General features: G+C 56.9%; 22 protein-coding genes. 13 read left to right on the top strand and 9 right to left on the bottom strand.

Annotation, left to right across the window (positions count from 1 at the left end; all coding sequences use genetic code 11):
• Positions 1–38: 38 nt before the first annotated feature.
• From tnpC to DBO86_RS20375, 4 genes are all read right to left on the bottom strand, one after another.
• Positions 39–401 (bottom strand): Tn3 family transposase post-transcriptional regulator TnpC, encoded by a 363-nt coding sequence (gene tnpC, locus DBO86_RS20390; protein WP_023911045.1) that lies wholly within the window; start codon positions 399–401, stop codon positions 39–41.
• A complete protein-coding gene (locus DBO86_RS20385; RefSeq protein WP_042933573.1) occupies positions 398–3412 on the bottom strand; it encodes a Tn3 family transposase in 3015 nt (1004 codons plus the stop codon). Before DBO86_RS20385 ends, tnpC begins: the two co-directional genes overlap by 4 nt.
• Before the next feature lie 87 nt (positions 3413–3499).
• On the bottom strand, positions 3500–3688 hold the full coding sequence (locus DBO86_RS20380) for a hypothetical protein (RefSeq protein ID WP_108234680.1): 189 nt from the start codon (positions 3686–3688) through the stop codon (positions 3500–3502).
• A gap of 106 nt (positions 3689–3794) precedes the next feature.
• Positions 3795–5399: a DNA-binding protein gene (locus tag DBO86_RS20375; RefSeq protein ID WP_208630517.1), complete on the bottom strand. Its 1605-nt coding sequence runs from the start codon at positions 5397–5399 to the stop codon at positions 3795–3797.
• Here DBO86_RS20375 and DBO86_RS20370 point away from each other — a divergent pair.
• The 12 genes from DBO86_RS20370 (at position 5389) to DBO86_RS20320 (ending at position 13435) form a co-directional block, all read left to right on the top strand.
• Positions 5389–6429: a hypothetical protein gene (locus tag DBO86_RS20370; protein ID WP_108234678.1), complete on the top strand. Its 1041-nt coding sequence runs from the start codon at positions 5389–5391 to the stop codon at positions 6427–6429. The two genes, DBO86_RS20375 and DBO86_RS20370, sit on opposite strands and share 11 nt — an antisense overlap.
• Before the next feature lie 38 nt (positions 6430–6467).
• Positions 6468–7118, top strand: a complete 651-nt coding sequence (locus DBO86_RS20365) for an AAA family ATPase (protein ID WP_108234677.1) — start codon at positions 6468–6470, stop codon at positions 7116–7118.
• Positions 7108–7392, top strand: a complete 285-nt coding sequence (locus DBO86_RS20360) for a hypothetical protein (RefSeq protein ID WP_108234676.1) — start codon at positions 7108–7110, stop codon at positions 7390–7392. Before DBO86_RS20365 ends, DBO86_RS20360 begins: the two co-directional genes overlap by 11 nt.
• 228 nt (positions 7393–7620) lie before the next feature.
• Positions 7621–8307, top strand: a complete 687-nt coding sequence (locus DBO86_RS20355) for a YiaD family glycine zipper/OmpA-like lipoprotein (protein WP_108234675.1) — start codon at positions 7621–7623, stop codon at positions 8305–8307.
• Complete coding sequence (locus DBO86_RS20350) at positions 8307–8606, top strand: hypothetical protein (protein ID WP_108234674.1); 300 nt, start codon at positions 8307–8309, stop codon at positions 8604–8606. The genes DBO86_RS20355 and DBO86_RS20350 overlap by 1 nt, the downstream gene beginning before the upstream one ends.
• Positions 8593–8925 (top strand): hypothetical protein, encoded by a 333-nt coding sequence (locus tag DBO86_RS20345; protein ID WP_108234673.1) that lies wholly within the window; start codon positions 8593–8595, stop codon positions 8923–8925. The genes DBO86_RS20350 and DBO86_RS20345 overlap by 14 nt, the downstream gene beginning before the upstream one ends.
• Entirely contained in the window at positions 8922–9419 is a 498-nt protein-coding gene (locus DBO86_RS20340) for a DotI/IcmL family type IV secretion protein (protein ID WP_108234672.1), read from the top strand. Before DBO86_RS20345 ends, DBO86_RS20340 begins: the two co-directional genes overlap by 4 nt.
• 14 nt (positions 9420–9433) lie before the next feature.
• A complete protein-coding gene (locus DBO86_RS20335) occupies positions 9434–9859 on the top strand; it encodes a hypothetical protein (RefSeq protein WP_108234671.1) in 426 nt (141 codons plus the stop codon).
• Positions 9860–10094: 235 nt separating this feature from the next.
• On the top strand, positions 10095–10475 hold the full coding sequence (locus tag DBO86_RS20330; protein ID WP_108234670.1) for a hypothetical protein: 381 nt from the start codon (positions 10095–10097) through the stop codon (positions 10473–10475).
• 3 nt (positions 10476–10478) lie between these two features.
• A complete protein-coding gene (locus tag DBO86_RS26105) occupies positions 10479–10640 on the top strand; it encodes a hypothetical protein (RefSeq protein ID WP_167399149.1) in 162 nt (53 codons plus the stop codon).
• A gap of 58 nt (positions 10641–10698) precedes the next feature.
• Positions 10699–11247 (top strand): hypothetical protein, encoded by a 549-nt coding sequence (locus tag DBO86_RS20325; protein ID WP_108234669.1) that lies wholly within the window; start codon positions 10699–10701, stop codon positions 11245–11247.
• The gene (locus tag DBO86_RS20320; RefSeq protein WP_108234668.1) at positions 11240–13435 is read left to right on the top strand and encodes a hypothetical protein; all 2196 of its coding nucleotides are present in this window, start codon (positions 11240–11242) and stop codon (positions 13433–13435) included. The genes DBO86_RS20325 and DBO86_RS20320 overlap by 8 nt, the downstream gene beginning before the upstream one ends.
• Before the next feature lies 1 nt (position 13436).
• Here the strand turns inward: DBO86_RS20320 and DBO86_RS20315 are convergent, their stop codons facing one another.
• On the bottom strand, positions 13437–14414 hold the full coding sequence (locus tag DBO86_RS20315) for a tyrosine-type recombinase/integrase (protein ID WP_108234667.1): 978 nt from the start codon (positions 14412–14414) through the stop codon (positions 13437–13439).
• Positions 14407–14565: a hypothetical protein gene (locus DBO86_RS26100; protein WP_167399148.1), complete on the bottom strand. Its 159-nt coding sequence runs from the start codon at positions 14563–14565 to the stop codon at positions 14407–14409. The genes DBO86_RS20315 and DBO86_RS26100 overlap by 8 nt, the downstream gene beginning before the upstream one ends.
• Before the next feature lie 168 nt (positions 14566–14733).
• Between DBO86_RS26100 and DBO86_RS20310 the strand changes: the two genes are divergently transcribed.
• Positions 14734–15561 (top strand): 3'-5' exonuclease, encoded by an 828-nt coding sequence (locus tag DBO86_RS20310; protein WP_244185583.1) that lies wholly within the window; start codon positions 14734–14736, stop codon positions 15559–15561.
• A gap of 229 nt (positions 15562–15790) precedes the next feature.
• Here DBO86_RS20310 and DBO86_RS25920 read toward each other — a convergent pair whose 3' ends face one another.
• From DBO86_RS25920 to DBO86_RS26305, 3 genes are read right to left on the bottom strand one after another with little or no spacing between them, the layout of a single operon-like run.
• Complete coding sequence (locus DBO86_RS25920) at positions 15791–16114, bottom strand: hypothetical protein (RefSeq protein WP_143503321.1); 324 nt, start codon at positions 16112–16114, stop codon at positions 15791–15793.
• Positions 16115–16157: 43 nt separating this feature from the next.
• On the bottom strand, positions 16158–17030 hold the full coding sequence (locus DBO86_RS20305; RefSeq protein WP_108234666.1) for a hypothetical protein: 873 nt from the start codon (positions 17028–17030) through the stop codon (positions 16158–16160).
• A complete protein-coding gene (locus tag DBO86_RS26305) occupies positions 17027–19576 on the bottom strand; it encodes a type IV secretory system conjugative DNA transfer family protein (RefSeq protein ID WP_208630514.1) in 2550 nt (849 codons plus the stop codon). The genes DBO86_RS20305 and DBO86_RS26305 overlap by 4 nt, the downstream gene beginning before the upstream one ends.
• Positions 19577–19640: the final 64 nt, after the last annotated feature.

Raw genomic sequence — 19640 nt, 5'->3', positions numbered from 1 at the left:
TAAGGTGGATCGGCGGTCTACCGGGGCTGCCAGGCCACCTACAATACATGATCAGGTGCAAGACCGAGCAAGGGGACGATCCCTGCTTGGGCTGATTGCACCCACTCAGAGAGGGCCTCAAGATCCTGTTGTAGCGACTCGGCTTCCGACCAGATGCAGGCATTCTCAGTCGGCACTGTCAGTGCCGAGCCCTCTACGAGAGTAAGAGCCATTGCGTGAAGCTTCAGCAACTCATCACGGACGGCCACAATTTCACCCAGATTGGCCAGACAGGCATCCAGTCGGTCAACCAATCGCAGAAGTTGGGAGGTGTCGAAGTCCTCTCGCAGCTTTTCCAGGGCCACAGCATCCACTTCGCCGTAGGGGGTAATGTGAAAAGACGCCGGTGGAATCTCGATCATGTTGCCTCCTCGGCATCGGCCCTGCTGGCCGTGTTGACTCGCAGCGAGCCGGCGGCTTGTTGAAACACCGAATCCTTGATCCAGGGTTCTGGTGGCCGGTTGAGCTTGAGGTTGAATTCGCCGAAGCGTTTGACGTTGCTGGTCAGGTAGGGACTGAGGAAAGACACGTCTTCATCGGTGAACTGCCAGCCCTCGCGGGCCAGCTTCTGCAGGATGCGCATCATATCCACAGTGTTCTGCAAGATCACCGACGAGGCCACCATGTCGTTGTAGCGCAGCCGCTTCTGCTGCTCGTCCGGATCGTTCTCAGCAATCACATCGCCGCCGAAGGACAACCACTTGGAGAATCCGTTGTAAGACTCGATCTTGTTGGTGTTCGCGGTGACCTCCTGGCGCAACTCGCGACTGCCGATCCAGTTGAGCAGGAAGATTGTACGGATCACGCTGCCCAGTGCCTGTGCCGCATGGTAGAGCTTGTTGCGCCGGCTGTAGGAGCCGAGTTTGCGCAGCAGCATAGGTGAGGATATTTTGCCGGCCTGGATCGATAGCGCGACCTGCATCAGATCCTGCCAATGGGTTTCGATCAGGTTCCAGTCGGCAGTGTCAGTGAACAGGCGGTTGATATGCTTGTACGAAGCACCGCGATCCGGCCGGCACATCACTAGGTCGCGCCAGTTGCGAATACGTGGCATCAGGTTGATGCCCAACAGATGGGTGAAGGCAAACACCGTGGCCGACTGCCCTTGGGTATCGGAGTACACCGTGTCAGCCTCGACGCTAAGATCAGCCTTGAGCAGCCCCTCAATCACGTAGATCGCCTCCCAGATGCCCGGCGGGATGAAGTGCTGGAACACTGCGATGTAGTTGTTGGCCACGTGCCGATAGGCCACGGCTCCCATCTTGCGGTAGCGGAAGTGATAGCCGGCCAGCAGGTTGTCGTCATAGAAGTCAAACTGCGTACCGTCCGCGGCCACCGCTTTGCCGTCGCCCCAGAGCTTGGGCAGGTCGAGCTGCAGGTAGAGTTCCACCAGCTCGCGGTTAGCTTTGTCCAACTTCTCCAGCGAGAGGTGACGGCGATTGGTATAGGAGAGCATGTGCGGCGTGACATTACCGGCCAGATGCCGCGCGGCCTGGTTAGGGCCTAGGTTGCAGCCCATGGCGAAGATCGTCATCAGGTAGCGCTCGGCAGGCTCTTTGAGCTTCGGCTCGTTACCGGACATCGGCCCGAAATGCCGTGTGAACTGAATCCAATGCTCGATGTTAGCCATGATGTCGAGCACATGCCTGGCCGGCATGCGCTGCATGAGCGCTGTCTGCAGCGAGATAGCCGAAGGCGGGATGTCCCGCGCGATTACTCGGCGCAGCACCGGCTCGCCGGCTTCATTGATCGATACGTCACCTCGGCAGGAGGGGAATTTTTCATCCAGCTGCTGCGCGGTTTCCTCCAACTGGGTTTTGAGGGAGGCAACAAACTCCTTCGCCGTACCAGGAAGCCCCACCTTTTCGCAGTAAGCTGGTAGTTGCTGGAGACATTCTTCCCAGGGCAGCAACTGTTTGCGGTAGTCAGCGAAAGATTCCGACCCCAGCACGCACATGTCGCCGGAGCGCAGCTCGCTGGCCAGGTAGGAGAATACGCAGACTTCCAGATAGCGCCGGTTGGTCGGTGGTCCCTCACTGGTAGGACGACGAACGACCTTGATCCAGCGCTCCGAGGCAAACGACAAGTCGACGTGCTCGCCGATCCATTCGCGGTGTAGATTTTCGCAGTCCTGGATGAGCAGAAGCGCCTGGATCAGTGATCGATCCTGAGTCGTGGGTTCCAGTTGGAGAAGGTGGCTGAGACGGAACAGCAGCGAACGATGGGACTTGAAGTGCTTCCAGATCAGCGGCAGGTAGTTATTGCCGCCGGTAGCTTGGACTTCGGCGCAAGTCTCACGCAACCGATCCAGATTGCCATCGGGGGAGAGGTATTCCCGAATCAGGCTGCCAGCTTCCTGGTCATCCGGTTCTTGAACCAGAATCTGCACCACGCCGTCCAGGGTAGCCGCCAGTTGCTCCAGCTTCTGGCGTTGCCGCGCATGGATTTGCTCCAACTCTTCCTTGGCGCGTTTGTGGATCGTCGATATTCGTCGGATGAACATCTCGGCCAGGTGATCCCGAGTTCGCACTCGCATTCGATAGATCAGGGCCAGCATCAGTGTGTAGCGTTTCGGCAGCGAACAGTCCTTCAGCTCGGAGACGTCCGACGCAGCAGCTTGGGCAGCAAAGTGGCGGATCTTGGCATCGACGATCCCGTCAAAAATGGCTTCCAGGTCCCCAAAGCTCTCTAGCCAGGCCAAGTGATCGATCAGCACTTCCAGGTGCTTGCGAGATGGCTTCTTGGGCGCCTGTTTCAGTGCATTGAAGTCGCTTTGGCGTCGACCGAAGTCAGTGTCGAGCAGCTCCTTTAGCTTATGGATCACCTCGATTGGCGTTCTGGTTACCACAAGGTTGAATATTGCCTCTTGGGATTCGGTATGAATCCGCTCAGCGAGATCATTCAGGGTCGAATACGCAGGTAGCTCATAATCCTGGCGGATCAGTTCTTCAATCACCGAGTTAATGATGTCGGCACGCTGATCAAGCACGAACGACATTTCTTTGGCGTGGCGCTCAGCAACCTCGATAGCATCTGAGCCATAAAATGCAGTCACGCCGAGACGAGCTCGGATGGCGTTCATATGGCGATATTGCTGAAACCACTTGTACTCAGCGAATTTCACCTTGCTACGCTGGCCCAACTCTCCACGAATGAACGCCACCAGTTGATCAGGCACGTCGGTGATATCAGGGAAATATCGAAGTACCTGAAAGGTCTTGAGGAGAACGGCGAGATTGAGGTGAAAGGGGGCCTTGGACTTGCTTCGTACCCACTTAATCTCATCATCGGAAAAGGAGAAATCACGCTGCAGCTCAGCTTTTGAATACGTCTTTGACAGAGTGGGGTACGCCGTGCGCTCTAATGAAGCCATAGAACCTCCTTTTCTGAGGAGTCAGAAAAGATAGTCCACGATCAGAGACTGTGCGCGCGATTTGAAAAACCATTCAGGATCAACCGCTTAAAAGCGAAGTGAGTGAATTTTCCCTTTATCTCGGCATGACCCGGTGAAGGTGTCGTTGTCTTGGATGTATGCGATGTCAAGTTCTACAGGCAATTCGCCGTCGAAACAAACGTGTTCTGCGCCGTAGGCGGTGATGATGGCGCGAGCCTGGTCTGCGGTAAGAGTGGTGCCGGTTTTGATGATCATAATCTTTCTCCTAGGTCCCGGTTCCGCCGGGTCGGTGATTTGACTCTCTCCAAATCAGGGCTCCATTATCGCCGGCCCTCTTTTGTTTGTCAATACAAACAAAAAATTAGACATCCCCTTTCTTCGCTGCGGGCTTTTTCATCTCGGCGCGGATCTCTTTCAGCTCGGCTTTCGCTTCAGATGCTGCGGCCTGCGCGGTTTCAAGTTCGCGGGTAATCGACTCCAGGCGGGCCTGCGTCGCCTGCAGAGCCACTTGCGCCTGGTGCGCTTCGCCAGAGGCCTTCTCGGCGGCTTGGCGAGCATCGCGCTCGCGTTCTTCTGCAGAGGTGATGCGCTGCGTAGCAGCTTCCAGCTGTGCTTTGTACTCCAGGCCTGCCCGTGCTTCAGCGCGAGCCGTCTGCAGCTCCTCAAGGGCCGACTGCAGCTGAGCAGTAGCGTTCTCTGCGTCAGAGCGGCTTTTCGCCAGCTCGTCGCCCGTCTTGCGTAGATCCAGGCGCAGGCGCTGGCTGATCTCAGCATCCTCGACATGTTGCTTTTCAGCAGCAGCCAATGCGCCAACAGCTTGCGCTTCACGTTCGCGGGAGGCTTGCTCGGCACGGCGTGCATCCAGGATGTCGGCCTGTAGTTCCTTTTCACGCTGCGCCGCTTGATCAGCCGCCTTCCCTGCAGCCTCTTCCACAGCGACCAGCCGTTCACGCACCTGGGCCAGCTCGACAGCCTGAGCCTGGCGCGCTGATTTTTCGCTAGCGAGTTGCTGCTCCAGGGATTCGATCAGCTCAACCTTCTCGTCGAGCTTCTGCTCCAGGTCGTCGACAGTCTGGCTGGCGTCTGCCAGCTCGCTATCAGCCTGCTCACGCTGTTCGCCTGCAGCGCGCACAACTTCAGCTACGCGACGTTCGCTGGCTTTGACTGCCTTGTCGTTCAGATCCACGGCCAGCGCTGCAAGCCTGTCAGTCAGCGCCTCAGTGACGACCTTCAACTGTTCGGCTACCTCAACGGGCAATTCCGCCACGGGCTCAGATTGGACTACAGACTGGCCAGCCAGGTGCTCGTCCCAAATGGCCTTGAGGCGGTTCGGGTTGCCGCCGCCGACCCGCTGGCGAAGGGCGAAGCCGGTGACTTTGCGGCCGGCTTCAATGAGCGCCTGGCCGGCCTGGATGATCTGCTCGGGTGTGAATTCTGCTGGTCGCATATCTACCCTCCTCTGGGATAGATGAATATTAGCAACAAACAAAGAAATAAACAAACAAATAAACTTATACGAATTGCGAATTAGTAATTGTGAATTATGATTTTCGCGGCTATAGTCGATCCGTAACCACCCAAACGGAGGCGTGAAGCCAATGGTGAAGCTGATTCTGTTCGGAATTGACGGGCGCCTAGTGGGTGCCGTGGAGCTCGGGCGCGAGGTGCGCCTGGTCGACCTTGAAAGCTTGAAGGCGCTTGGCGCTGTGCGAGCGCAGCTCGCTGGCGGGGCCTGATGGCCAGGCTGAAAGATGTGTTTTATTGTTAATTCGTAATTGCGAATTACGATGAAGGTGCTAGAATAGACCTTAGAAGCACCACCAGACCATCCCCGAGCAGCGGTAGGGATGCGATGGCAATAACTAGAAATGTCCTGTCGGATGCCCGCTGTTACTCGAAGCCACCCCTCCTGGAGCTCTGCTCCATGACCTCGATTAACAGATGGAGCCCCTACCATGACTGACATCAGCCGAAAAACTCTCACCATCGTGAAACGCGGCCGCAAATACTTTGAATGCACGCTCGGGCGCGCTAAAGCCCAGCTGGTGATCAGTGACCTGACCGCCCACCTGGAAGCGGGTGCGGTGGTAGAAATCCCGGTTCGGGATCTGAGCGAACGCTCAAAATACGGCGCGAACCTGCGATTTGAAGCCGTTTCCGAGGAGGCTGCTCAGCAGGTCCTGGCGCTTGTGGAGGCTGAGAAGTGGCTCGGCTTCGCTGAGCGTGACGTACAGAGTGGTTCGTACAAGAGCAATGCTGTCATCCAGGCTCGAACTCGTTGCCCTGCATTTCCTCAGCTTACCGATCGTCTGGCAGCTGTAGTGGCCAAAGCGCAGAAGAACGCCAATGAATATGAATCGCAGGCAGCAGAGCGTCAGCGGGTTTACCAGGAAGAGAAAATGGCCCGCGAGGAAAAGCAGGCTAGCCGCCGCGCTAACCGGATCTTGGTGCCGCTGGCTGTACGGCCAGCAAAGGGTATTCCGACCCGCCTCGCCGGCCGAATCCTTGTGATCGAGGATTTCGGCAAATCATTTCGTATCGACGAGAGCGCGCCGAGTTGCAGCGGCTCGCACCTCCTCGGCTATGAAGGCGAGATGGGGTGCTATGCCTACTATCGGCTGGCGACCGATGACGAGATCGCAAAACTCGAAGCTGAAGAAGAAAAAGATCACGCACACCGTCGTGTGGCGATGGATCATCAAGCGGCTGTAAAGCACATCGCCGATGAGATCCAACGTAGCGGTGAGTTGCCTGAAGGGGTACACCAGCCAGAAGGGAGCCGCTTTCTTGATACTCAGGACATCTACGGCCATGGATCCTGGTTTGTGATCGGCGAGGCTTGGATCTGGTACATCCAGAATAACGGATCTGACGGCGATGACTGGTCACGAAACAACGTTAGCACGGGAGGGGCCGGGGCAATCGGATGGCGTCTCCCCTACTCTGAGGCCGTTGCCGACGAGATTATGGCGCTTGCTTCATCTGTTAATTCGTAATTACTATTTCATAAATCACAATTCGTAAGGGGTGCGACATGGGCGACGTCACTGTCGTTGGCTGCAACAAGGGCGGCGCCGGGAAAACGACCACCGCCATCAACATTGCCGTGGCTCTGGCCGCAAAGGGGCATGATGTCTGCCTGGTGGACGCTGACCCGCAGCGCAGCGCTTCGCGTTGGTACGCCGAGCGTGAGGCCGCAGGCCTTGAGCCGAAAATCACACTGATCGAAAAGCGCGACAACATCTCCTCTACCCTGCGCACGCTGGGTGAGAAATTCGATTTCGTCATCGTCGATGTGGCTGGTCGCAACTCCCGCGAGTTGATCACGGGCGCAGCGGTTGCCGATCTGATCATCGCGCCCCACCAGTGCAGCCAGCTGGATCTGGACACGCTCAGCGAGCTCCAGGAGCAAGTGGTACGGGTGCGCGACCTGAATCCTGGCCTGAAGGTCTACGCATACCACTCGATGGCTTCTACGAACCCTGCCGTGCGCGAGACCGAGCGCCGCGAGTTCCTTGAGTTCCTGGCCGAATTCCCAGAGATCAAGCCGCTTGAGTCTGTAGGCTTCTATCGCAAGGCTTATAAGGACTCGATCCCTACCGGCAAGTCCGTCCTAGAGGGCGACAACGCTCAGGCAGCGGCAGAGATCAACGCCCTGCTGCAGGAGGTGTTCCGTGGCGCTTAAAAAACCAAGCCAGGCCGCTGCTGGTAAGAGCCCGGTCAGCTCCGTTGCGGCAGAGGCCCTTGCGCGGCAGCTTGCTGATCGCCCTTATGGTGAGCAGAAAACAGCAGGATCCTCGGCAGCGATCAAAGCAAAGCCAATCTCAATCAGTCTGCCGCCCAGCGTAATCGAGCAGCTGGAGGATACGGTGCGCGACAACAAACGCTCAGGTGAAGGCCCCAGAACGATCAGCGCGATTGTGCGCGAGGCCCTGGAGGCCGCGGGGTACAGAGGATAAATATTAATTACTAATTCGTAATTAGTAATTGGCAATTACGAATTAAGTGCTAGAATAGACCTTAGAAACACTACCAAACCTACCAGGATCAGCGACAGGGTAGGGGCGGCAAAACCAAGAAAAGCCCAGTCGGGTCTTCGCTGTGACACCAGTTGATCTGCCGCTCCCGCGGCTTCGCATGCCATTGCGTGCAAACCCAATCAACCCGTCGCAGTAAAGGACTCGACAATGAAAAAGCTCATCTCTTCCGCGCTGATCCTCAGCATCCTCTCCCTGGCCGGCTGCGCCAACCTCGGCCCGACCGATCAGGACGGCTCGCGCAATCAGACCCTTACCTGGGGCTCCATCGGCACTATCGCCGGCGCCGCTGCAGGCGCTCTGATCAACAAAGACAACCGCGGCAAAGGCGCACTCATCGGCGCCGGTATCGGCGGCCTGGCCGGTGCCGGTTACGGCGTCTACGCCGACCGCCAGGAAGCCGAATTGCGCAAAGCGACTGCTGGCACCGGGATCGAAGTGCAACGCCAGGGCGACGACATCAAGTTGGTTATGCCCGGCGCGATCACCTTCCAGACCGGATCGACTGAGCTCAGCCCCGCAGCCCAGTTCAACCTCGACAAGCTGGCCACCAGCTTCCGTGAGTACGGCGACAACAACATCGAGGTCACCGGCCACACCGATTCGGTCGGCAGCAACGCGAGCAACATCGAGCTCAGCCAGCGTCGCGCTGTAAGCGTCGGCAAGTACCTCATCGGCCAGGGCATCGCGAAAGAACGCATTCAGGTATACGGCGCCGGTCCGTCTCAGCCGATCGCCAGCAATTCGAGCGAGGAGGGGAGGGCGCAGAATCGCCGCGTTGAGATCAAGCTCAAGGCGCCGCTCCAGCCGGTGGTCATGGAAAAGGGGGCTCTGTAATGACCCTGCGCCTGGCGCCCTTGCCAGGCCTCGATACCGCCCTGCTGCTCATGCAGGGCGAGATCCTGGAACAGGCTGCGCTGATGATTGAATCAGCGACCGCCAACCAGGATGAAATCGAGGAGCTGCGCATACGAGCGGAAGAGTATTGCGTACTGGCCGATTCCGGCCGGGTCGCCTTAGTCCCTGGTACTGGTGCGAAGCTTCGCGCCGGCGCCGATGAGTTGAAGGCCCTGATCCGCGATTGGCGTGCTGCGCAGCAGGATCTGGCCGAGGAGTTGAACGATGAACGTGCTTAATATCGTATGGCCTGGTTTCACTGCAGCGCGCCGCATCGCCCGCAACCCAATCCGCTTCCTGGTTGCTGGTCTTGAGGCCTGCATCATGTTCCCACTGGAGCATGCGCCTTGGGGGTTCCGCATCATCGCCGGCCTGGTCATGGTCGCCCTAGTGTTCGGTTGTGGCGCCGCTGCCCTGGCCTGGCCGTTTGCAATTGCTGGACTGACGTATGTAGCTCATACCGGGCAAGCAACTGTTGGGTCTGCTGTGCTAGGGATGCTGTATGTGACAGCGGCGGCATATCTGGCGTTGCTTACTCACCTGGTGATCGAGCAATGAACCTGGCGAAAGGTGCCTTGGCCGCGCTGATCCTCATGGCTACCGTCCAGGCCGAGGCCGCGAGCGAGCCTCATCCGGTCCCGCTGTTGAAGTTTGCAGAGAAGTGCGTGATGAAAGCATTCCAGCTGAACTACGCAGCTCACGAACGCCAACTGCAGGATTTGCACGTTGAATGCCTGACCGATCCGGCATACCGGGACTGGCGTTCAAGCCTTCAGCGCGTGGGTATTCTCGATCAGCTGAAGAGCCCGAAGAACGGCCTTGTGCTCGCTGTAAATACTGGAGCTGGCAAGGTTGTCCAGGAGGGCGTCAAAGCCGTGGGCAACTTGAACCGCTACACCGCGACGGTTCGAACTCCGGTGGCAATCGTTTTCAACGGGAACGTTGATCGAGCACCTCAGGGATACGTGGAAACAGATGTAATCCGTGTGCGGCAGAACGACAGAATTGTCGGATACGCGATTCATGCGATCCGTTTGAGCATCAAGAAGTGAAAAGGACAGGAATCATGAAAATCAAAATTGCCCTGGTAGCTATCGCCTTCGCCGCCCTGGTCGGTTGTGGTGAGTCGAAAGAAAACAAAATCATGCCGGAAGAGGCAACAACTGATGCGGTCTACAGCGAGAAAGCCTCGCAGTACCTTGAAGATGCACTGGGTACTCCCAAGGCCAAAAGAATTGAACTGACTTTCTGGAATGAGGCGGCGAACCCTGATACAGGCTACCTGTCGCTTGTAGTGGACGGTGTTGAGAAGATTCGACCGATTGACAACTTTGGCGGCTATCGTCGCCGTACTGCAAGTTCGGAAGGCTTCAAATTCGTGTACAGCGATGGTGCCTGGAAAGCTTATGTCGCCACCGGCGAGACCTCTACTCATGGCGAGAATCCGCAAGAGTTCTTCAATGAGGTAACTGGAATAATTCGCAGGTACTAGATTGAATCTCCTGATTAAAAGCCCCTTGCGAGGGGCTTTTTTGTGGGCGATAGGAAGAGTTAATCAAGTTTTCAGTGCGCGGTTCAAGAAAATTCGTTATTCGTTAATTTTATATGTTCGCGCAATTGCAAAAGCATTTGCAGTTTTAGGTAAATGCAATTAGAGGGTTTTGTTATTACCTCTTATTATTTGTTCATCGGCTAACTGAATAGCTGTTAACAAATGAGAGGCAGACATGAAAATCAAGGTAAGCAATAAAGAAAAACTTTCTTCTGTGATTGAGCAGGTTGAGGCAAGGGCTCGTGTGCGCTGCATCAGCGTTGAAGACATCGAGAGCGCAGTGAAGCACATTGAAAAAAGGCTTTCTGCTGTTCTCTTCAAAAAGGACTGGGTAGGACTAACTTTCAGCGTAAGTCCGCACTGTGGGAAAGTGCCAAATTCTTACAAAGGTACTCCAGAGGCTACAAAGTTTAAGTTGGAGCGTTTAGCAAGTGGCTGGGTTGTGGTTGATGTAAGTCGTGGTTATATGGAAAGCGTATATATCAACTCGTTTGGCATGAAGGCGAAGGCCGATGCTCTTGTTGATTTTGTTTGTTCGAACAAATACTGGAACTGATTTATGGATACTCTCGATATCCAGCGCGCACTTGCAGCCTTACGCGAGATTCAAGTTAAAGCTGTAGAGCTTCCACCAAGCTGTGAGCATGACGCGCATGTCATTGCGGCGCTCGCGGTAACAGTTGAACAGATCCTGAGCCGAGAAATTAAAGATGCTGCCTAAATAGCAGTTGAATCTGAAAAAAACCCTGTTGCCCCCTTACACATGTCTGAGGTGAGTCATGAGCAAAATTAAAACATTCGTTGCGTATTTGACCGGATATGCACAAACAAAGAGCGCCGTCCATGGCGCTATTCGCGGGGTTAAAGACTCTGCCAAGCTTCCATTAAATTTTATTCGCGGAATACGATCTGTCATTCAAGAAATTCGGCGTCAAGCTAAAGAAGAAAATGCCCTAGCCGAATTGGATGATAAAGGTCTTTGGGACGATATGTGCCGACAGTATGAAATATCGACTGAAAGCGTGAAGAGGAAGTACAAAAGCGCGCTATTTGTCAACCTGCTGCTTATTCTAGGTATTGGCTTAATTATCGGGAATTTGTTATCAAATCTCGATGCAGGTTACATGATGATTTTTGCAAATGCAGTTTTCATTAACTTCCTTTTAATGCTTCTGTTCCAAAATGCATACCGCTTGAACATGGCATATACCCAAAGCGCACCCCCTGTAATGCGATTCCTGAAAGATATCCTAAAAAATCCTAGCCTTTTGGTTGGGCGCACCCTTCCGGATAATTATAAGGTCCGGCTGGAGACTTCGAATGAATAGCTTCTCTCAGCTTGTATTGTCCTGGATGTTCGGTCGCTGGATATTTAAAGGGCCAGAAGTCTCGAAAGTAGTAACTCAGGACGTTACGCCACTTACTATTTTCGCTGCAGCATTCGCCCAGATTGGCCTGCTGATGTTCGGTGTGCTCGCGTCTTGGGCAATGTTCCTAGGTATTTTTCGGCTGAAAAATAACGGCAACTTCTTCGGCGCCCGGGACGGAAATGAAGCGTTTTTCTATCCTCTTCGTGTGGTGGTCGCACTGATTCTTGTCGCGCCGGTTGTCCCTGTTTCCAGCGCTGGTGGTGTGGCGATCACCCTGACAACCGGGCACGCACTAATTGCAGGCCTATCAAAAACGGCTGCTGATTTTGGCGACACGATGCAGCACGACGCTTTCGAGCTGATGCACCGTCATAATCTTTTCAGCGATCCGAAGTTTCGTCCTAAGGTAGATCCAGGCGTTGCCCTGGACATGTTCAATTCCTGGAAGCTTTCAGCAGCTCAGTTGGCCGGCTTTGCTGTATTTAGGGATCCGACTGAAGAAAAGATAGTTGCCGGCCTTACGGGCGAACAGCTCGCCCTGGTGGCTCTGCGCAATCGTTGGAACGAGGTCTATGGGAGCACTCATCCAGCAGGCTCAGCCGATGCCCAGTCTCAAGCCGCTGAGGCATTTCTCAGTGTCGCTGGCCGATCGCTGCAGATTCCGCTAATTGCTCCAACAGACGCGCTTGCTCGCGAGGTGACTCTCGGTGCAAATGGCCTGATCGACTCCGGCGCTGTTGATGAAACAATCGGTCGTGAACTCGAAACTGAGGGATGGTTTTGCCAACTCGGCTGGATGAGCTCGATGACATGTTCTGATGAGTTCGTTCAAGTTAAGGCCAATAACGCAGCGTCGATTGAAGCTGGCATCTCTTCGGCACAGCGCCAAATCTGGATTCAACTTGTTGCCCATGCCCTTCAGTATGCAAAGTCTGTTCAAGATGGTGGAGTTCCCCAAGTAGAGCATAAGGAATACTTCGAGAAGTCAATAAACTGGACGGCTCAATCAGCTGATTGGTACAGCAAAACTGTTGAAATGACGATTGCCAATACGATTGCTGGCGATCAAGCACAACGTGCAGAGCCCTATTTTGATGAGGTGAAAAATTGGGGCTGGATGTTGGGTGGAACTTTCGTTTTGCGTGCCGCGAGCGATTTTAGTCGCGCAGCGAGTTATGCAGATGGCGCGACAAGCAAAATGATGCCTAAATCTTCACTGTCGGCGATGACAGGCGGGGAAGTGCTATCGAAAGTTGTTGAACAAGAAACACTAGCTCAAATTCAACCCGGCAATACTGGGAACAGCACAAAGTCTTTACTTTCCCGTGTTTTCAGTTTGGATATTCTTAAAGAGACAACAGGGCCGAGCATACAAAACATCCACACAATCGCAGCATGGGGCCGCTCACTGGTCGGAACAGGAATAGGTTTTTATGCCGGTGGGAAAATTGCGCAATACATGCCAGGCCTGTCGTCTCTCACTGATGGGGCGCTTCCGAAATCAATAGGCGCGCTGATGATCATCGGCGGGGGGATAATTGGCTACGTCATGCCGCTGCTTTTCGCTGTTTTTGGTCTCATGGGCGCGATCAGTTGGCTAGTTGCCGTCGCTACCACGTTTTTCGGAGTGACCCTCTGGAGCGCCGGCTTTGCGGCTCCGAAAGGTGAAGAACACACGTCTCAAATGTCTGCAAAAGGCTGGAATGCGTTGATCTTCATAGGCCTTTACCCTGCCTTAGCTGTGGGTGGCCTGGCCGCTGCGATCGTTATTAGCTCCATCGGCTTGGCGATGGTCCAGGCCATGGCTATGGGGTTATGGGGCATGTACGACCCTGGGACTGCTGAAGTAGGGCGGCCCCTGGAAAGTCTTGGCGGGATTCTGGTTGGCGGCCTATTTATGGTGGGTGTAATCATTCTCATCAGCTGGAATGTCGTCGTCACATCAGCTCAGTTAATCAACACATTCCCGCGTACCGTGCTGAACATGATCTCGTTCTCGGAACCTGGCCTGAACCCGTATGAAAACGCACCTCAGAATCTAATGGGTGGCCTATCAACAACCGCTCGGCAGGTGCTGTCTGGCTCAATCAGCCGAGCAATTACCCCGTCTCGTAACCCGAGCCCACCACAGGGAGGCGGGCAGTAAACTAGTACCGCACTTTATACGTCGGCGAGTCTTCCGGCCGGGAAGCTCGCCGATCGTATATCCGCGTTGTGCTGATATTTGCGTGGCCCAGCCACTGCTGGACTTTCGCAATGTCGGCCTCATGCTCAAGGGCATTTGTCGCCGCCGTGGCCCTCAGGCCATGGACGCCCAGTCCCGCGACCTCGATGCCGGCAGCCCGGGCGTAAATGCCGACCAGGGCATAGATCCCCTCAGCTGATACCCCCATCCCTGTTTTCCGGCCCCTCAAGGGCGCGAACAACGGCGCGTCGGCCTGTTCCTGGTGATGACCCGAGGCCTCAAGGTACGCATGTATGCGCTCCAGGGCGACCGGATGTAGTGGCAAATAGCGCAGCTTCCCGCCCTTGCCGTGCACACTCAGGTGCTTGATTCCACGCCGCTCCAGGATGTCTTGTACCGTCAGGCGCGCCGCTTCCTCCCGACGCAGACCGTGGTACAGCAGCACCGCGAGTATCGCCCGGTCACGCAGCCCCTTGATCGTCGCCGGATCAGGAGCATCGAGCAGTGCCTTCGCCTGGTGATCGCCCAGCGCCGGCGTCTTGCCTTCAGAGCTCTCAATCCGTGGACGTTTCACCCCGTGCACTGGGTTGCCGCCAGCTACAGCGTTTGCATCGAGCAAGTGATCAAATAGGCTGGCCAGCGCCGCCAGCTTGCGCCGGATCGTGGCCCCGGCCAGGCCGCGCTGTTCCAGCTGGCGGCGCCAGGCCAGGACATGTGCCCGGGTGACTGCGCGGAACTGGTCGGGTGCAGTGATGCCCAGGAAACCGCTGAAGTCCTCGATGTCGCCCTGGTAGGCGCGACGTGTGCGCGGGTTGTCCAGGTTGGCGAACCACTCGGCCGCGGCCGGCACCTCGGCCAGGCCCTGGAACTCGGCAGCGGTGAGCCTGCGCTCGCCGGCGACCTGCAGGTCACCGGCTGGCTTCGCGATCAAATCATTCATTCACGTCCTCTGCCGTGCAGGCGCACAGTTCATCGTCGTCCTGGAAGCTCACCAGGTCGGTGAAGTCGTCACCGATCCCGCTCAGATCCTCGAACCACTCAACTGGCTCGAAGGGCAAACCGCAGTGTGGGCATACGTTGTCGTCGAACATGGGGAACATCCTCTGTGATGGGTTCCCCAGTTCATTAGCGATCACGACCTAGGCTGACGCAAATCCATCGGCGCCGGCGGCGTCGATTTATAACGATAATGTATTTTATCGAGAATTTTCGATCCGCTGGGAATTGAGGCGAGGAGGGTGGCCCGGTAGCATCTAGGAATGAAACATAAGAATAAAGTCATCTTAACCAGCGGTGGTCGAATGAGCAGAACCCGAAAACACCTCACCCCGACCGAAGCCGAGGCCAAGGGGCTTCTATGCCGTAAGCACCTCAAGGAACGCCTCCGCCTCATGCCGGGGCTGAATACCCGCCCCGCTGGCAGCGTCTGGCAAGGTCAGGGCGCTTACTATGTGTATAACCCAGCCGAGTGCGTGCCGTGGCGCTGGATGCCTGGGCGTGCCCAAGTCCGTCGCCAGCACGTCGCAGCGCAGGCAAAAGACCTGATCGCCGCAGACTGCATAGTGCTCGATACCGAAACCACCGGCCTCGGTGACGATGCCGAGGTATGCGAGATAGCGATCATCGACGTGACCGGCGCGCCGATCCTCGACACATTGATAAAGCCGACCCGTCCAATTTCGGCAGAGGCGAGCGCATACAACGGCATCACCAACGCCATGCTGGCTAGCGCACCGAGCTGGTTAGACGTGGCAGAGCAATACGCTGCCATCGTCGCGGGGCGCACTGTCGTTGCGTACAACGCGGCCTTTGATGCGCGCCTGCTGCGGCAGACCCACCAGCTCCACGGTATAGCCGCGCCGGCATTGACGACTGCCTGCGTGATGCGGATGTATGCCAAGTGGCATGGCGAGTACAACCGAGACCGCGATGACTGGCGATGGTTGAAGCTGATCGAGGCTGCGACCGACTGCGGCGTGGCAGAAGACGGCGCACACCGCGCCCTTGCCGACGCCCGCATGACGCTGGGTGTGCTGCGCTACCTGCATCACCGCATAAATGGACGACGACCAGCACAGCAGACGTAGGATGAAACTCTATTACTAAGGATGGTACGAGATCGAGGCACGGAGCCCCAGAAAAAACTAACCCCCTGGTGCGCAGTGCCAGCAGAGCCGGCCCGAGGCGTGGGGGTTATTCTTGCTGACAAGGGTATTTCCCGAGGAAGCAGGCGTCAACTCGAATCCGGCGCACATTTTCCCCTTCTGGGCTTGGCCCGCGCAGCGGGCAAAAAGAACCCGGCCGAGGCCGGGATCCTTATGCGCTTGGGCCAGGCTCTGGGTCTGGCTTTTCCTCAACTCGCGTATGAATTGCCTGCTGATCTTCCCAGGCCTTTTTGAGATAGGGCTTCAACAGCTCGCTGATTTCATCAGCAGATAAGCCGGGGCATACAACCTGTAAAATGCTTGTAGCTGTAGCTGCTGTTTCTCTCGCCGCCCGGATCGCCTTGGCCCGTGCCGAAATCGCTTTTTGATCTTCCTTCGCTGCTCGCAGCGCCGGCGCGAAAAATTCCTTCAGTTCCTCAGAAGGAGTCTCGCGGAAAATGCGATATAGCGGGCTTTCAGGCAATTTGCGTTTCACAGCATCTGTACTCAGTAGAGCCCCCGAAGGGGCTCGTTCATTTTTACCAGTCGAGTACCTGGACCTTGCCAGGCACCCCAGTCGGCGCCGTGCGTGGTTTCGGCGCCGCAGCCGCCGGCGCGGGTGCAGGCGCAGCGGCTGGAGCGGTTGACGCTGGGATCTCCAGCGGCATGACCGGCTCAGGCGCCATCGGCACGGCCGACGCCGCAGGCACAGAGCGACGAGCTTCCGGCTTCGCCGGGGCCCCGTGATCTTTCAGCTCACGAGTCTCGGTTTCAGAGCCAGAAGCAAAGCGCTCATAACCCATCCACGCTGGCAGGCGCTTGCCCTGATCGATCAGTTCCAGGGCCTCGTTGATGTACCGCAGGTAATCGGCACCGGCCTGAACCTTGGCACGCTCTACCTGGTAGTGCTCATCGAGCTTCGGGCTCGTGCCCGAAGAAATCCAGCTCTGGCGATCCAAATCAATAAATGCGTCGAAGGCGGTTGGATCAATGCCCTGGAGCGGCCGGTGCGGCGTTGGGTAGCGGCGCACCATTTCGGCCACGACGGGGTCTTTGTCTTTGTCCGCCAGCAGCCGCTGGAAACGCTGCTGAAGGGCATCACGCTCGGTGCTGATCTGGGTCTGCATAGCCGTGAGGCGTTTCTGCAGGCCGGCAACTTGCGCCGCAGCAATGCGCTTTTCCTCGGCCAGCCGCGCCGCTTCGGCTTTCTCTGCCGCGGCTACCCGAGCCGCTTCCTCGCGGACGCCTTGGGTGATGTGGCCAGCACCGGCGGCAAAGGCGATACAGAGAGCAGCGACGCAGACCGCACTCAGGAAGCGCGGCGACTTGTCGCCCAGCGGCTGGCCGGTGATAACAGGGCCGACCTGGAGCAGCTCGCCGTGTTGTGCGAGGAGGTGAGATGCGTTGTTCATGCTGCGACCTCCTCAGCGGCCTGTTCGGTTTTCGTTTCAGTTGGGAAGGAAAACATCGGGGTCAAACGGATCTGGGCGCGACGAATTGTGCCGCAGCGATTCACTGCAGCCAGGGCCGTGAATTTATTCATGGTCAGCGCCCGAACCTCATCCGGTGAAACAAGCGGGATTTCGCCAATCTTCACGCTGCCGGCTGGGCGCTCACGGCGAATAGCAGCAGGTAACTGCTGCCAGGCCTGTTCGACACCCAGCTTTTTCGCCAACTCGGCTACGGTGCTGATCGCCTGGCCAACATGGCTATAGGAGCGACCCACTTTGATCATCTCCTCCGACGTTTGAGCCCTAGCTGCTAGGGTGCCTGTGGAGTAACCACCGGCATTGGCACCATAGAGATTTGCGGTGGCCGCCGGATCAGTTGTGTTTGCATTCACCTCGCTGAATACAACGCGAGGGGCCGTGCCGAGGCGCTGAGACACATAGTTGAGAGTCATATCAGATCCGACCTGCAAGCTCACAACCGAGCGGAATTGGTCGAGCAGCATGATCGTCGCTTGCTCGTCTTTGAGCGCGACCTGGAGGCCGTCGAGCCCTTGAGTGGAGTAGAGAGCGCATAGACCGAGCGAGCGCGCTTTTGGCAGGATTGCCAGCTCCTCATGCGACACCAGATCCTGCGCCTCGTCGACTACCAGCAGAACAGGTTCCTGGCCTTCGGATTTCCAGCCATCACCGCGCCGCTTGATGGCTGTGTAAAAACGGCGCTTTGCCAGGGCCGAAATAGCAACACCAGTTTGGCTGTCAGGTAGCGCGAGCCCGATTTTTTCACCGTACAGGCAATCCTCGATCTCTACGCCGTCCACACAATCAGCCCAGGAACCAAGTTCCTGGTCGTTGATCAATGTGCCCAGCCATGTTTCCAAATTGAGTTCGATGGAGGAGCGCGTTTCGTTTGCTTTCTGCATGTGGCGGACCATAAACGAGCTGTACGCACGGTGCAGATGCCCGGGAAGAAGGTGCATGTGCTCGTTTTCGATCAGTGCTTTTGCCGCGTCCCGGCTACCGGCCTCGAACGCCAGTCGATAGATCGACGAGAGATTCCAGGGCCACTGAGCAGGCTCAAGTGCATTCATGAGAGCAAGGACTTTGGCAGTGCTACGGAGCAGTTCGCGGGCGAACTGTTCCCATTCATTGCCACCGACATCGCCGGAATTGCCCTTGGTCGACGTGAAAAGCTGGAACAGCGTATCGGCGACTTCATCTGGCGGCAGGTTCTGGATCGCGTTGAACTGCGATGATTCAGGGCTGATGACCTGGTAGTTGGGCAATCCGGCCAACTCCTTGGGAAGCTGTCCTTTACCGTCCAGTACCAGCAATCCACCGGCTTTCGCCTCTTGCCATTGCCAGACCACAGGTCGGATCACAGCAGCCGTTTTGCCTGTACCGGTCTGGCCGAGAGCAAGAATGTGCGTCGAGAGGTCAGCGATAGACAAGCCGAACGGCATGCCCGCTTTAGGCGGGCTGTAAGGATCACGTCGCTCAGCAAAAAGATCAGTAGCTGTGCCCAGGGTGATGAACATGGAATTTTCGGCCATCGCTCGTTCGAGCTGTTCATCCAGGGCGCGATCAAAGTCCGCAAACTTCGACTTCCCTTCCTGTTCAATCAGCTTGGGGTAAGCGCTTACAGCGAGCGCCTCGCGAGCAGCAGCGGCGCGAGTCTTAGCGATCGACGCCAGATCGAAAATGGCCAGTAATGACCATACCGCCGCGGCACCCGCCGCGATGGGGGCGATGAACCAACTCAACGAGTCTGTGGCGACGAACAGGCCGGCCAGCAGAATCGCAATGCCAGCGACAGCCATCGGCACCGACTCGTCAACCAGTGCCTTGCGCAGATAGGAAACAGATAGATCGTCAGGGACGATCTGACCATCAACGGGGTTGCCGTCGCGGTCGTATGTCCAGGAACGATACGATCCCACCAGGTCGGCAGGCGTCTGGGGTGGAGTCACGCGCAGGAGTGCGCGGGCACCGAACTCTTTCACGTCCTGGATCTCTTCCTCAGTCAGCAACGCGCCGGCCGGGACCATCGCCCGCCACGCTGCAGGCGAAAGGCCGAGAGATAAGCGGAAAACATAGGCGCCGGCGACGGCAATGCACAGACCTGCAGCGGTCGAGCCCCATTGCCACGCTAGGCTGGCACCATTGCGGCCCAGCAGGTAGGCAGTTGCGGATACCAGGACCAATGCCACGATGCTGAGCGCGAAATTCCGGGCGCGCAGTCGGCGCTGGAGGCGGGCGCCGGCATGAAATGCAGCGCGACCGAAAAATGCGCGGCGCGTCAGCGCCGCACGATCTGACGGCAGAGCTTCAATCACGTCATCGTGCAGGATCTGGTTGACAGGCCAGCCGCGGGTGTCAGCACTGAGTTGCGGGCCGATCGCTGCGCGAATCGCCATCGTACGGCGTTCCCGCCAGGCGCGTTTGGCCGCTTCCGGATCGGTGATCCAGAGAAGCAGGCTTTTCATATGCTTCTGAAATTGCGTTACCATGTAATTTCTTCCTTTCGTGGGTTTTCCCGACCGCGAAACCGGCTCACCTGAGTTGCCGCTCAGG

Origin of the sequence: Ectopseudomonas oleovorans (assembly GCF_003052605.1) — a bacterium.
GTDB classification, from domain to species: Bacteria; Pseudomonadota; Gammaproteobacteria; order Pseudomonadales; family Pseudomonadaceae; genus Aquipseudomonas; species Aquipseudomonas oleovorans_A.
Note: the sequence above shows the minus strand (reverse complement) of the source record. Positions and strands in the feature narration are given on the sequence as shown.